The organism is Arthrobacter sp. SLBN-53 (assembly GCF_006715585.1).
Lineage (GTDB): Bacteria > Actinomycetota > Actinomycetes > Mycobacteriales > Mycobacteriaceae > Mycobacterium > Mycobacterium neoaurum_A.
In genome coordinates this window covers 196,361-209,900 of sequence record NZ_VFNN01000001.1, presented here as the reverse complement: position 1 = coordinate 209,900, position 13,540 = coordinate 196,361, and the positions used below count along the sequence as shown (strand labels likewise).

General features: G+C 66.5%; 16 protein-coding genes. 5 read left to right on the top strand and 11 right to left on the bottom strand.

What is annotated here, in order from left to right:
• The 7 genes from FBY28_RS01055 to FBY28_RS01025 form a co-directional block, all read right to left on the bottom strand.
• Positions 1-1,026, bottom strand: coding sequence for a sugar ABC transporter substrate-binding protein (locus tag FBY28_RS01055; RefSeq protein WP_141863572.1), 1,026 nt, complete (start codon positions 1,024-1,026; stop codon positions 1-3).
• Between the two features lie 36 nt (positions 1,027-1,062).
• Positions 1,063-1,902 carry a polysaccharide deacetylase family protein gene (locus FBY28_RS01050; protein ID WP_141863571.1) on the bottom strand — a complete coding sequence of 280 codons (840 nt, stop codon included), beginning with the start codon at positions 1,900-1,902 and terminating at the stop codon, positions 1,063-1,065.
• A gap of 46 nt (positions 1,903-1,948) precedes the next feature.
• Positions 1,949-2,836, bottom strand: a complete 888-nt coding sequence (locus tag FBY28_RS01045) for a nitrilase-related carbon-nitrogen hydrolase (protein ID WP_141863570.1) — start codon at positions 2,834-2,836, stop codon at positions 1,949-1,951.
• 34 nt (positions 2,837-2,870) lie between these two features.
• Positions 2,871-3,584 carry an SDR family NAD(P)-dependent oxidoreductase gene (locus FBY28_RS01040; RefSeq protein ID WP_141863569.1) on the bottom strand — a complete coding sequence of 238 codons (714 nt, stop codon included), beginning with the start codon at positions 3,582-3,584 and terminating at the stop codon, positions 2,871-2,873.
• 23 nt (positions 3,585-3,607) lie between these two features.
• A complete protein-coding gene (locus FBY28_RS01035) occupies positions 3,608-4,324 on the bottom strand; it encodes an SDR family NAD(P)-dependent oxidoreductase (RefSeq protein ID WP_141863568.1) in 717 nt (238 codons plus the stop codon).
• Between the two features lie 215 nt (positions 4,325-4,539).
• On the bottom strand, positions 4,540-5,289 hold the full coding sequence (locus tag FBY28_RS01030; RefSeq protein ID WP_141863567.1) for an HAD family hydrolase: 750 nt from the start codon (positions 5,287-5,289) through the stop codon (positions 4,540-4,542).
• Between the two features lie 24 nt (positions 5,290-5,313).
• Entirely contained in the window at positions 5,314-6,390 is a 1,077-nt protein-coding gene (locus FBY28_RS01025; protein WP_141863566.1) for an NAD(P)H-dependent amine dehydrogenase family protein, read from the bottom strand.
• A 103-nt stretch (positions 6,391-6,493) separates the two neighbouring features.
• Between FBY28_RS01025 and FBY28_RS01020 the strand changes: the two genes are divergently transcribed.
• The 3 genes from FBY28_RS01020 to FBY28_RS01010 all read left to right on the top strand — a co-directional run bounded on the left by FBY28_RS01020 (position 6,494) and on the right by FBY28_RS01010 (position 8,846).
• Positions 6,494-7,237 carry a glucose 1-dehydrogenase gene (locus FBY28_RS01020; protein ID WP_023985836.1) on the top strand — a complete coding sequence of 248 codons (744 nt, stop codon included), beginning with the start codon at positions 6,494-6,496 and terminating at the stop codon, positions 7,235-7,237.
• 78 nt (positions 7,238-7,315) lie between these two features.
• Positions 7,316-7,540, top strand: coding sequence for a hypothetical protein (locus tag FBY28_RS01015; RefSeq protein WP_141863565.1), 225 nt, complete (start codon positions 7,316-7,318; stop codon positions 7,538-7,540).
• Positions 7,541-7,565: 25 nt separating this feature from the next.
• Positions 7,566-8,846, top strand: a complete 1,281-nt coding sequence (locus FBY28_RS01010; RefSeq protein ID WP_141863564.1) for a competence/damage-inducible protein A — start codon at positions 7,566-7,568, stop codon at positions 8,844-8,846.
• 47 nt (positions 8,847-8,893) lie between these two features.
• Here FBY28_RS01010 and FBY28_RS01005 read toward each other — a convergent pair whose 3' ends face one another.
• From FBY28_RS01005 to FBY28_RS00995, 3 genes are read right to left on the bottom strand one after another with little or no spacing between them, the layout of a single operon-like run.
• Positions 8,894-9,754 carry an LLM class F420-dependent oxidoreductase gene (locus FBY28_RS01005; protein WP_141863563.1) on the bottom strand — a complete coding sequence of 287 codons (861 nt, stop codon included), beginning with the start codon at positions 9,752-9,754 and terminating at the stop codon, positions 8,894-8,896.
• A gap of 14 nt (positions 9,755-9,768) precedes the next feature.
• The gene (locus FBY28_RS01000) at positions 9,769-10,689 is read right to left on the bottom strand and encodes an alpha/beta fold hydrolase (protein ID WP_141863562.1); all 921 of its coding nucleotides are present in this window, start codon (positions 10,687-10,689) and stop codon (positions 9,769-9,771) included.
• A gap of 55 nt (positions 10,690-10,744) precedes the next feature.
• Positions 10,745-11,023 (bottom strand): WhiB family transcriptional regulator, encoded by a 279-nt coding sequence (locus tag FBY28_RS00995; protein WP_141863561.1) that lies wholly within the window; start codon positions 11,021-11,023, stop codon positions 10,745-10,747.
• 103 nt (positions 11,024-11,126) lie between these two features.
• On the opposite strand from FBY28_RS00995, the gene FBY28_RS00990 reads away from it, so the two are divergent.
• Positions 11,127-11,753, top strand: coding sequence for a TetR/AcrR family transcriptional regulator (locus FBY28_RS00990; RefSeq protein WP_141863560.1), 627 nt, complete (start codon positions 11,127-11,129; stop codon positions 11,751-11,753).
• Between the two features lie 77 nt (positions 11,754-11,830).
• Complete coding sequence (locus tag FBY28_RS00985; protein ID WP_141863559.1) at positions 11,831-12,496, top strand: GNAT family N-acetyltransferase; 666 nt, start codon at positions 11,831-11,833, stop codon at positions 12,494-12,496.
• A gap of 49 nt (positions 12,497-12,545) precedes the next feature.
• Here FBY28_RS00985 and FBY28_RS00980 read toward each other — a convergent pair whose 3' ends face one another.
• Positions 12,546-13,481 (bottom strand): hypothetical protein, encoded by a 936-nt coding sequence (locus FBY28_RS00980; RefSeq protein WP_141863558.1) that lies wholly within the window; start codon positions 13,479-13,481, stop codon positions 12,546-12,548.
• Positions 13,482-13,540 lie beyond the last annotated feature (59 nt).

Here is a 13,540-nt window from a genome sequence, read left to right as displayed (position 1 = left end):
CTAGTACTCCGCCGTGAAAAGGCCGACATTGTCCTTGGTCACGAATGGAGTGCCGGGCAGTGAGTCGGACTCGGCCAGGTTCACGAAGCGCGCCGTGTCGATACCCTGGACCACTTCGGCGATACCTTCGATGGATTTCCGGGACTCCATTTTCGGCAGCATCATGACAGTGCTGGTGAGGGTTCCCGCGCGCACGCTGTCCAACGACCAGGCGTCTCCGCCGAAGTCGTAGATGGCGACATCTCGTCCGTTGACCGCCTGCACGACGCCGCGGCTCATGCCCGAAAAGTTCGACATGATGACATCGAGGTCGGGATTGGCCTGCAGGATGGTCTGGGCCGCCTGGAACCCCTTCGGTGTTGTGTAGTCGGTGGTCTGCCTGGCCACCACTTGGTACTTGTCGTCGCCGTCGAATGCCTTGGCGGCCTCGAAGAACGCGATGGTGTTCGCGTTGAGGTCGGGCCCCGAGATCAGCGCGATCTTCGCTCCGTCGGGATGATCCTTCTTGACCTGGTCGACCCACTGTTCGTACACGTCGATCGTCTGCCCACCAACGTAATTCACAGTGCCGGGTTCCCAGGTCTGTTCTCCGGCATTGGTGGCGCGCCCGCAGATGGGGAGATTGAAGACGCTGACCATTATCTGCTTGGCCGATGCCTGCTGGGTCAGCAGATTACACACGAGATTGCCGTCGTTGGGTTCGACGGCAAAGGCGTTGTATCTGCCGCTGGTGATCGCCGACTGCATCTGGTCGAACTGTGTCTGCGCGCTGAACTGGCCGTCGAAGATATCGATCTGGGCGCCGAGTTCGGCGGCGGTGGTCTTGGCTTCGGCGATCCCGGCCTGCAGATACGAATTGCTGCTACCTGCGGAGAAATAGGCGATCTTGAGATCTTTCGGATCACTGACAGTCGGTTTCACCTGTGCCGCAGTACCTTCTGTCGGACCGGTGTCATCGACGCTGCATGCCGGCAGGCCGGCCAGCAGCGCCACCGCCGCGATCGCGGAGAGCGGGTTCATTCTCATGGAAAGCTCCTTGGTGGTCGGGGCTGATGTGGGATGTCAATCTGTCCAGGTGTCGTAGATGTCGCTGAGGCTGGTGAACCACACACCGTCATGGCCACTCATGTAGTCGAGCAGTCGCTCGAACATGATGATGTGGTGGGCGCGTGCGATTGTCTGCGGATGGACGGTGATCGCCATGACCCCGCCCTCGATGTTCTGGTAGGCGTAGTCGAAATGGTCTTTCCACCGCTGATAGATGGTTTCGGTGGAACCGAGACCCTGGTTGATCCCTGGGATGTACTCGACGGCAGGAAAGTCATCGAGATACCACGAAACCGGAAGTTCCAGGATCGGTGACGGGTCACCGAACACACTCCCGTCCTCGTAGCCCACTGCGACCGGACGCGGATGGTACGGCTCGAAATCGCGTCCCATCAACGACGAATCCCACTCGAAGCCGTACTCTTCCAACAAGCCGAGCGTGTGCTCGGTGAAATCCCATGCAGGAGAACGGTATCCACGCGGTCGCTTGCCGACGTACTTCTCATGCTCTTGCAGGGTGCGTTCCATCAACCTGCGTTCGGTGTCGTGATCGAGTGTGGGCACCGCCTCGTGGAAGCAACCGTGCGCGGCGATCTCGTGTCCCGCTTCCACTATCGACGCGAAGCGCCGGGGGTAGGTCTGCATGCTGTGTGCGGGCGTGCACCAGGTGCCCTTGATGCTGTATTTCTCCAAGAGAGCCAGCACCCTGGGTACTCCGACCTCTGCGCAGAATTCCCCGCGCGAAAGGTACGAGGGGCTGGACTTTCCGAACGTGCCCATCCAGACACTGTCGGCATCGAAGTCCGCGCCGATGTTGACGGCCAGTTTCTTTCCGGTGGGGAGGTTCAGGGGCATGATTTCTCCTTCAGAGTGGGAGGGATGACACGAGCGAACCGGGCGATCAGGGCGCCGGCAGTAGATCCTCTTGGAAGCTGTTGCGGTACAGCCCGGCACGCCGCTGGCGATCATGGAAGGTGGTTGCCGCACCGCTGCGGCGATTCTCTGCCAACGCGTCGAGATCGAGAGTGGCGTGGATGACGCTCTCGACGTTCTGCGGTGCTTCGATCAGCACTCCGTCGGCCGGAAAACCGGTGTCGCACGGTCCCAACACAGATGCGCGGGCCCAGCCGGGGGACAACGGAGACCCGAGGCGGCCGGTCACCGGTGCGTGCACCGCATACACCTGATTCTCGATGCACCGCGCGGCCAGACAGTGGCGGACTCGGTAGAAGCCGGCTTCGGTGAACGTGTAGGACGGGCTCAGGATCAATTCCGCGCCGCGCCGGGACAGCACGGTGGACACCTCAGGAACCTCCGCCTCGTAGCAGATGGCGATACCGACGGTGACGTGTCCGAGGTCGATCGGCTCCAGGGTGTCGCCCTCTGTGGTGCCCCACTCTGCCTCCGCCGGGAAGATGTGGGTCTTCTCGTGGGTGTACATCTCACCGGCCGGCGTGAACAGGTGGGCGACGTTGAGCAGCGAACCCTCGGGACCGCGCACGAGGTGGCTGCCTGCCAGGATCGTCTGTCCACGACTGCGGGCCAGTTCGGCGAACAGTGCCCGGTAATCGTCGGTGTAGTCGGCGATCCGGCCCAGCGCCGATACCGGATCGGATCTCCAGTCGGGGTCGATGGTGAACAGGGACTCGGTGAACAACTCGGGAAAGACCGTGACCTGGGCGCCGTCGGTCTGATCGACGAGTGTGGTGACCTGGCCGGCGAACTCGGCAAAGTCGGCGACCGGCCGCATCTCGAACTGGACTGCGGCGACGGAGAGAGTTCTCGACATCGTGGTTCCTATCTGAAGACGTGGGTGGTCAGGGTCAGCGGGCGAGCATGCCGCCGTCGATCACCAGATCGCTGCCGGTGACGTAGGAGGATTCATCGCTGGCCAGGAACACGCACCCATGAGCAATTTCGACCGGCTCTGCGCCCCGGCCCAGGGGCGTCGCCCCGATCACGTCCTGGTTGATGGCCGGGTCCTGCGCCTCTGCCAGCGGGGTACGCACCCAACCGGGGATGACCGAGTTGACTCGGATGTTGTGGGCGGCGTAGGTGATCGCGGCGTTTCGTGTCATCGACCGCACGGCGCCCTTTGCGGCCTGATAGGCGGCCACACCGGATCCGCCCACGACGCCCCAGGCCGAGGACAGGTTGATGATGGATCCACCTCGTTGCTTCATTCCGGGTATCACCGCCCGCATCCCGAGCATGACGCCGGTTTGATCGACGGCGAGCACCCGTTCCCACTCGGCGTCCGTGACGGTGGCGATGTCGGCATAGGCGATCACGCCGGCGTTGTTGACCAGGACGTCGATCGTCCCGCTCTGGCGGGTTATGGTGTCCACCACCCGCGCCCACTGATCTGGGTCGGTGACGTCGAGGGTCATCGCCTGACTTCCGGGCGGCAGCTGGCCGGTGGTGAGGTCGGTGGCATAGACGGTGGCTCCCTGGGCGGTGAACTGTTCGGCCACACTGCGCCCGATGCCTTGCGCCGCTCCGGTCACCAAGGCGATCTTGCCTGCGAGTCGGTTCATGATTCCTGTCTTCGGTCCGGGCCCTACCGGGCCAGATATCCACCATCGATGGGCAGTTCGATTCCGGTGACGAACTTCGCTTCATCTGAGGCCAGAAACACTGCGCCCCAGGCGATATCGTCGGGATCGGCGACTCCCGCCAACGGTGTGTGATCGAGGTAGCGGTTGTTGACCTCGTCGGTCTGGGCGAGTGTCATCGGTGTCGGGATCCACCCAGGGAGAATGACGTTGGCCCGGATCCGCTCTGCGGCATAGGTTATCGCGGCGTTCTTGGTCATCGTGATCACCGCGCCCTTACTGGCGTGGTAAGCGCTGATTCCTGGCACGGCCGCGGCACCGCAGATCGACGAGACGTTCACGATCGCACCGCCTCCCGCGCGGCGCATCGCCGGGATGGCCGCGCGCATGCCGTAGAGCACTCCGGTCTGATTGACACCGATGATCCGCTCCCACTCACTCACCGATGAGTTCTCGATGTCCTGATAACCGGCGACGCCGGCGTTGTTCACCAGGATGTCGACTCGGCCGTAAGCACTTTCGGCGTTGCCGATGATCTCGTCCCACCGGTCGGGCGATGTCACGTCCTGTGCGAGCACCCGGATGGAATCGATATCAGCGGGCCCGGAGACATCGGTGGCGATGACCTCGGCGCCTTCGTCGGCGCAGCGTTTGGCTATCGCCAATCCGATTCCATCGGCAGCTCCGGTGACTATCGCGACCTTTCCGGCCAACCGGCCCATCGCATTACCTTCTCTCTGGCGGCGGGCACGCCCCGCGGCCTTGCATGAGTGAAGATGTTCGAGTGTGGTTGCGTCATCCGTACTTCTACGTAGTGGTCCGGACCGCCGGCCCCCAGCAGGGCATATGCGGAGCATCCGAGGGTCGGGTTAGCCCCTTCGAAACCGTGGTTAACGCGGTGGAAACCCGGTAGGCGGGTATTGGTTCGCCGATGCGGTCATCGGCGCCGAGGCCGTGCGGCTCGGAACCACCGGCGGCGGTCTTCCTCGGAATCGACCCGCAGTATCGGCCAGCCGTTGCGGGTGGCCGCTGCGGCCAGACCGGACCGTGGATTCACGGCGTGGGGGTGCCCGACGGCATCGAGCAGCGGCAGATCCTCGGTGCCGTCGGCGTAGCAGAAGCTCCGCCCCAGCTCGACACCGTTGGCGGCGCTGAACTCGGTGACCGCACGGGCCTTGTTGCGTCCCCAGATGATGGGCCGCACGATCTCACCGGTCAGCCTGCCGGCGTCGTCGACGTCGAAATGGTTGCACAGGACATGCTCGATACCGAGGTGCCGGGCGACCGGTCCCGCGTGCATGGTCAGTGCCGACGAGCTCATGGCGACGGTGTGCCCGCGCTCCTGGTGCGCGGCCACCACCTTGGTCATCAGCGGGAACAGTCGGCCGATGATGCGTTCGTTGAACAACGTCTCGCCGAGTGCCTCGAGCTCGGCAAGGGAGTCGCCGACCAGATAGCCCGCGGCCCGCTGCAGCAACCGGGCGAACTCCATGCGCCCGACCTTGTAGCGGACCGAGGCCTCCAAGATGCCGGTGAGTTCACCGAAGCCGGACTGTCCGTTGCGGAAGCGGTGTCCGGCATGCACGGTCGCGGTGAACCCGCGCACCAGCGTGCCGTCGAGGTCGAAGAATGCACCGACCTGCGGCCCCTGCGGACTCGCGAGGACGGCGGCTAGCGGGTCGGTCACCCCTCCATTGTGCGGATCCGTGGATCAGACCTGATAGACCAGGCCCTTACCGGTGCCCAGCGGCAGGTCGAGGGTGGTGCGGATGCCTGCCGGCGCGGCGATGACATCCGGGATGGCGTTCACGATCCGCCCCGCAGCGGCCAGGATCGCGGCGTAGTTGTGGTCGCCGCGAGCGCTCGTCGGGCAGATGTCCACGACGTAGGACGGTTCGCCGGTGATCTCCACGCGGTACGAACCGCCCGGTTGGGCAGGTTGGGCCCAGTCCGGCCGCAGGTCCTCACGCACCCTGGTGATGTGCTCGACGACGATCACGGGTCGGCCGCCGACCATTCCGTTGATCTCGAACCGCATGGCGGCCACGGTGCCCTTGGCGATGACGCCGGTGGCGACCTCGATATCCTCGGGTGCCGGCTCCAGCTCATAGCTCTCGGTGATCTCCTCGACCTCGACACCCAGGCCCGCCGCGAGCATCTGGATGGCCGTTCCCCAGGCGGCGCCGAGGATCCCGGGAAGGAACAACATGCCCGGCTGATCGATCGGATTGCCGAATCCCATCACGATCGACATCACCTCGGTGCCGTCGTAGGTGGCGTAGTCCGCGATCTCCATCGTCTTGATCTGATCGATGCGCTGACACGTGCTGGCGATCGCGAAGGGCACCAGGTCGCTGGCGAACCCGGGATCGACCCCGGTGATGAACACGCTCGAATTCCCCTGGCGAGCGGCCTCTTCCACCCGGGCGATGGCCTTCTCCGGCATGGCTCCCCAGGGAAATTGCAAGCCCCCCGGTGCGGACCCGACGACGTTGATGCCCGCGGCCAGGGCGGCCATCACGTCACGGGTGGCCTCCACGGGGCGGGTGTCACCCATCGCGCAGTACACCAGACAGTCCGGGGCGGCGGCGATGACGTCATCCATGCCGAGGGAGGCCGGCACGCCGGTGCTGATATCCAGGCCTGCCAGTTCACCGGCGTCGACGCCGACCTTCGACTCGGTGGACGTGCCGACGGCGACGAGCTCGAACCGCGGATCCTCGATCAGCTGGATCAGGGCCAGCCTCCCGCAGTTTCCGGTGCCGACGAGTGCCACGCGAATGGCCATACGAGTCTCCTGACGGTGTGTGGTCTGATCGCAGTATGCGCGGTTCGGCGGAGAATTGGAACAGGTTCTAGTTCTGTCGGGGCGTGCGGTAGCGTGTGCGCGCATGGGACGCGTGGACGACAAAGTTGTACTGATCAGCGGCGGAGCGCAGGGCATGGGCGCCGCGCACGCCCGGATGCTGGTGGCCGAGGGCGCCAAGGTGGTCATCGGCGACATCCTCGACGACAAGGGCGAGGCGCTGGCCGCCGAAATCGGTGACGCCGCACGCTACATCCACCTCGACGTCACCCAGGCCGACCAATGGGAGGCCGCGGTCAACCTGGCCGTCGAGACCTATGGCAAGGTCACCACGCTGGTCAACAACGCAGGCATCGTCGCGCTGGGCAAGATCGGTCAGTTCGACATGGCGAAGTGGCAGAAGGTCATCGACGTCAACCTCACCGGCACCTTCCTCGGTATGCAGGCCGTCGTCGAGCAGATGAAGGCCGCCGGCGGCGGATCGATCATCAACGTGTCCTCGATCGAGGGTCTGCGCGGCGCGCCGATGGTGCACCCATATGTGGCGTCCAAGTGGGCCGTGCGCGGTCTGGCGAAGTCAGCGGCGATCGAACTGGGTAAGTTCAACATCCGGATCAACTCGGTGCACCCCGGTTTCATCCGCACCCCGATGACCAAGCATTTCCCGGATGACATGGTCACCTCGCCGCTGGGCCGCCCAGGTACCTCCGAAGAGGTTGCGACCTTCATCGTCTTTCTGACCAGCGACGAGTCGTCGTTCTCCACCGGCGCGGAGTTCGTGGTCGATGGCGGTCTGGTGACCGACGTTCCGCACAAGGATCTCTTCTGATCCGGTGTCGACCGGCACCGCTCGCGACGCCCGCCACCGCACAGGGCAGGATGGCGGGCAGCCGACAGAGGAGGACCCATGGCTGACGGAACGCAACGGCAGGCCCTCGCCGACTTCACCGCCGACAAGGGATGGAACCGGCGCGCGATCGACCGCGTCGACGTCTATCTGCGCGACGCGACCCGGATTCGGGTGATCTGGGGCGGTGACGAGGCGCTCTCCGGTGGCTCGCGCTACCAGGACGACATGATGGAGCAGTACACCCGCGAGCTCGACACGGTGAAGGGCTGGCTGTCCCGCTGACCGTCGCGCTGCCTAGGCTTCACCCATGAGCGTGCGCGCCGGGATCGTGATCACCGGGACCGAAGTGCTGACCGGGCGGGTCCGCGATCTCAACGGCCCGTGGTTGGCCGACCGGCTTCTTGAGCTGGGCGTCGAGCTGGCGCACATCACCCAATGCGGCGATCGCGCCGAAGATCTCACCGCACAGCTGGTTTTCCTGGCGGGTCAGGACGTCGACCTCATCATCACCAGCGGCGGCCTCGGCCCTACCGCCGACGATCTGACGGTCGCCACCGTCGCCGGGTTCTACGGCCGCGATCTGGTCTTGGACGACGCGTTGGAACAGCGCATCGCGGCCATCTTGCGTCGGCTCGGCGCGGGCAGGCCAGGTGTGGATTTCGACGCCGTGATGGCGGCCAACCGCAAGCAGGCGATGGTGCCGGTCGGCGCGCAGATCCTCGAGCCGGTGGGCACCGCCCCTGGTGTCGTGCTGCATTCCGAACACCTGCCCACGGTGGTGGTGCTGCCCGGCCCGCCGCGCGAGCTACAGCCGATGTGGTCGACCGCGGTGGTCACCGACGGGGTCCAGCGTGCGATAGCAGGACGCACCCGCTACCTGCAGCGGACGGTGCGGATGTTCGGGCTGCCCGAGTCCGGGCTGGCGGAAACACTGCGTGAGGCACAGTCGCAGGTGGCCGGATTCGACGACCTGGAGATCACCACATGTCTGCGCCGCGGCGAGTTGGAGATCGTCACCCGGTATGAACCCGATGCCGCCGACAGCTACACCGCCCTTGTCGAGCTGCTGCGCGAGCGCTATCCGCGCGAGCTGTTCTCCGATGACGGTTCCCTGATCGATGACCAGGTCGCCGGTGTGCTTGCCGGCCGGACCATCGCCACCGCCGAATCGTGCACGGCTGGTCTGCTGGCGGCCCGCCTGGCCGACCGGGCCGGCTCCTCGGCCTACCTCGCCGGCGGCGTGGTGTCCTACTCCAATGAGGCAAAGATCGAGCTGCTCGGCGTCGACGAGGCCCTGATCGCCCAGCACGGCGCGGTGTCAGAACCGGTCGCCCGGGCGATGGCCGAAGGTGCGCTCGCCAGGTTCGGCGCAGACACGGCGGTGGGTATCACCGGTATCGCCGGGCCCGGCGGGGGATCGGAGCAGAAACCGGTGGGCACGGTGTGTTTCGGGCTGGCCGTGGCCGGTCGCGACACCGTGGTGCGGACATTGCATCTGCCAGGGGATCGCAGCGATGTCCGTGAACGGTCGACGACCGTGGCGATGCATCTGCTGCGCGAGCACCTCGGCCGCGCTCAGCTGCCGTGACGTGACCGGGTGAGACCGACACGCGCGTCGGCCCCACCCGGTATGCGTCAGTTCAGTACCGGTGCCAGCCTGCGCCACTGCGCCATCGGCATGGTCGTCGGGTCGGCGTCGAGGACCTGTACGCAGACATGGTCGGCGCCGGCGGCCTTGTGCTCGTCGACCCGCGCGAGGATCGCCTCCTCGTCACCGGATACCACGATGGCGTCGACCAGTCGGTCGCTGACGTTGTGGACGTCGTCCTCGGTGAAGCCGGACCGCAGCAGGTTGTTCGCGTAGTTGGGCATCGCCAGGTAGTTGCGTACCCAGTCGCGGGCGATACCGCGGGCGGCATCCACATCATCGCTGAGCACCACCGTCTGTTCCGGCAGGAGCAGGGGGCCGGTTCCGAGGACTTCGCGGGCCGTCGCGGTGTGCTCCGGGGTGACCAGATACGGGTGTGCTCCACGTGAGCGATCGGCGGCCAGCGTCAGCATCTTCGGCCCGAGCGCGGCAAGCACCCGATCCTCGGCGGCCACCGGTTGTTCGGCGTTGTCGAGGCCGTCCAGGAACGCCGCGGTCGCGGCGAGCGGCTTGCGGTAGGTGCCAGGGGATTTGGAGTCGATAAGCGGGGCGTGGCTGACGCCGATGCCCAGCAGGAACCGCCGGCCGTGAGCGGCCTGCAGGCGTGCGTGCGCGGCGGCGACGTCTGCCGGAGCGTGCATCCACAGGTTCAGGATGCCGGTGGCCACGGTGATCTTCGTGGTCGCCGCGAGCAGGTTCTCCACCGACTCGAGCACCGGTCCGCCCACGTCCGGGATCCAGACCGCCGGATAACCCAGCTGCTCCAGTTCGGCCACCGCCTCGGCGGCCTGCCCGGCGTCACCGTAGCGCAGGTGTGAGCTCCAGATGCCGGTGCCCGAAAGATCCACGTGCCGAACTCCTTTCAGCGAGAGTTTGGCCTCTCGCGATCCCAGATGTCCAACATCGTACGGAGGATCTCCTCGGCGCGACCGAGGCCCCCGAGATGGCTTTCGCCGGACAGCACCGTCATCTCGGCGTCCGGGAGTCGGGACACCGCGTGCGCGCCGTGGGAAAAGGGCACGATGTGGTCCCTGTCGCCATGCCACCAGCGCACCGGCACCTTCACCTCGTCGAGGCGGAAACCCCAGTCCCTGACGAAGTCGATGATGTCGTAGAACGGCGCAGCCAACTGTTTGCGGCTGCCGTTGAGCAGATCGTCGAGGAACATGGCCTTGAACTCCGGTCGCCCCAGCAGCTTGCGGTCGCCCTCGGGGGACACCCGGGCGTAGAGGTCGAGTGCCGGTGACCCGATCGGCGCGACGATCTTGATCACCGTCGCCGCTGCCAACCGGATGGGCGCCCCGGCGAGGTGCAGGACGGGCGCCACCGTCGAGCCCAGGTTCATCAGGGGACTGGTAATACCGTCGGGTCCCACGTAGGGCGCCACGCCGCCGAGTACACCGGCCGCGACCACCCTGTCGGGCATGGCGGCGGCGGTGGCCAGCGTGTAGGGCCCGCCACCGGACAATCCGACGACCGCGAACTCGTCGATACCCAGGGTGTCGGCGATCGTGCCCAGATCGGCGGCGAAGGCCAGTACGTTCGGGTACTGGTGCGGTGTCGAGGAACCGATGCCGGGCCGGTCGACCCCGATCAGCCGGATTTTCTCCAGTTCGGCATAGGCGCGAGCTTCGGCAGGTATCTGGCGTCGTGCCCCCGGGGTGCCGTGCAACCAGAAGATCGCCCGGCCCTGCGGGTCACCGAACTCGGCGAAACCGAGTTGGCGGTCTGCGCTGACCGCTACATTGCCCTCCAGCTTGGGGCGCTCGATGGGTGGAACCATCAGCAGAGTGTGTCACGGCTAACAGTCCCAAAACACCCAGGCCCGCGGGCCTGGCTCAGCTCGATCGGCGCCGAACGGACACGCCGTTGCGTTCGGCCAGCGACCGCAACTGTTTGAGCGCGAACTGCCTGCTGCGGCCGGCAGGCGGCAATACGATCCCGGCCCACAGCCCCTCGGCGCCCGGTGTCACGCAGGCCTCTTTTGCGCACTGCCAGCGCCGTGGACAGGCCCGGCAGAGTGCCTTGGCTCCCTCGTCGGCGGTCGTCGTCCAACGGTCGGGATCTTGCGTACACGGTGCCGTCCACATCCCCTCGGCTGCCGTTATCGGATGCATGTTCCCCCCCTTCCAAACTTCCGAACTCGACAATACGTTTGTATCGTGAATTCGTCTTTACCGTCGAGCCGGTGGAGGAGTGATGTTGACTACGGTTACACATGTGAGCGCAGAGGGCGGCGGACCGGGCGTGGCAGAACCGCGCAGTATCGACAGAATTCGCGGTGCGGCGCTGGCGAGCTTCGCCGCGCAGGGAGCCGCCGCGACGACACTGCGTGGCGTGGCGGCGGCCGCCGGGGTGTCGCTGGGGCTGGTGCAGCACCACTTCGCGACGAAGGCCGGCCTGATCAAGGCTGTCGACGAGTACGTCCTCGATGTGGTGATCACGCCGATGGCCCAGCCGATCGAGGAGCAAACATCGGATTCGATCTCCGAGGTGGGTCGACGGGTGAATCGGATCATCGCCGAGCATCCGGATGTGGCTGCCTACCTCGGACGCGCACTGGTCGACGGCAGCGCACTGGGGCACGTGGTCTTCGACCGCCTGTTCGAGGTCGGTGTCGCGCGCTGGCAGGCTCGTGCCGACTGCGGCGAAGCGCGTCCCGATATCGACGTGGTGTGGGCGGCGACCAACGCGCTGGTGCTCGCCCTCGGTGCGGTGAGCCTGCGCCCGCATATCGAACGTCATCTGCCCGAACCGTTCACCGCCCCATCCCAACTCGATCGTTGGCAGACGTCGGTGGACACCCTGCTGCGCGATGGTCTGTTCCCGCCCACGGAGCGGAGCTGAGAACGCGCGCCCGCCACGCGCGGTTCGTGGCGCGGCGATCCGGCGAGAAGCGGAACGCTCGGGTCTAAGGTTGGGGCATGACCGATCTGGATCGTGCCGCCGCCCGTCGTGATATCACCGATGCCTTGCTCAAGGCACTCGACCGCAGGCACGAGGTACTCGACATCATCGTTGACGCCGACGACCGTGAGGCCGCTGTCACGGCGATCGCCGAGTTGCTGGGCACCAGCCAGGCCGGCAGCGAAGCGGTATTCGGGCTGTCCTTCGACAAACTCACCAAGGATTCGCGCCGCAACATCGCCGCCGAACTGGAGGATTTGAACAGCCAGCTGACCTTCACCCTCAACGACCGGCCGGCCTCCGGGGCCGAGAGCGTCGTGCTGCGCACCTTCTCCGGCACCGAGGACCGCGATATCTTCGGTGCCCGCATCGAGGACATGCACACCGCCGGCGACGGCAGGGGCGGTCCAGCGGGCAGTCTGGAGGATGAGATCAGTGCCGCGCTCGGCCGGGTCGACGCCGAAGAAGCGGCATGGTTCGTCGCCCTGGAGGGTGATCGCAAGGTCGGCATGGTGCTAGGTGAGCTCGTCGACCACGAGGTCGAGGTCCGGGTCTGGATCCATCCGGAATGCCGTAAAAAGGGTTATGCGACCGCGGCTCTGCGCAAGTGCCGGTCCGAGATGGCTATCTACTTCCCGGCCGTACCGGTCGTGGTCCGCGCTCCGGGTGTGCCCGCGCCCTGATCGCTCAAAGCCGGTGAGCCGTACGGTCATAGGGAATATGGGCGGCGGGTCACCAGGCGGTGCCCTCACACACCAGGTCGGTCGGGAACGGGATCGAGGCAGGCAGTTGGACCGGCAGGCCCGGCATTGCCGGTAGCGCCAGCGGAGGCGGCGGCGTCGCCGCCAGCACCGCGGGCGCCGAGGCAATGGCGGGCAGCACGGTATCGGTGGCCAATGCGGCGGCAGCCGGGGCCGATATGGCAGCAGCCGAAGCCGCCCCGGCGGCCTCGGCCGGGGCGGCGGCGGCAGCAGGCGCTGCGGCGACCGGAATCGGTGCGGCAGCCTCGACCAGCTCGGCCGCCGCGGCTTCCACCGGAGCCGCAACGGTCTCGGACACATCGGCAATCGGTGGTACTGCCGCGGTTTCGGCCATCACGGGTGCCGGGCTGAGCACGGGCGCCGGGGGAGGGATCGCAACGCCGGCCTGGGTCAGCGGTGCGGCCACCGATGCGACCGGAGGTGCTGCACCCGCCACGGGCACGGGTACCGGCGGGGCGGCGGCGGGTAGGGCAGGGACCGGCACCACCGGTACCGCCGGCGGCGGGCCGATCGGCGTAGCCGACAGGGGTTCGGCGACCGGCGGTCCGGCCAGCACCGGAGAGATCAGGTCCAGTGTTTCGGTCGGAACAGCCGCTGCGGCCAAGGGTTCGGGCAAGGGTTCGGCGATCGGTTCGGGGATGGGTTCCGCGACGGCTACCGGTTCGATGACCGGTGGTGCCGCGGCGGCCGCCGGTTCGGGCGTCGGTGGCACGGCCGCTGCTTGGATCAGTGGGGCCTGGATCAGCGGGGCCTCGATCAGTGGGGAGGCCCCCGTTTCCGCGGGCGCCGCGACCACGGCATCGGCAGCCTGCGGGACGATCTCGGGACTGGTGGACAGCTGCTGGACCATGTCCAGGCAGGGCACACCCGGACTGGTCGTCGGCTCGGCCGAAACTACCGAACTCATGGCCAACACGCCGAAACACATCCCTGCCGTCGCAACAGACGTGATGGCGAGCCTGTTGA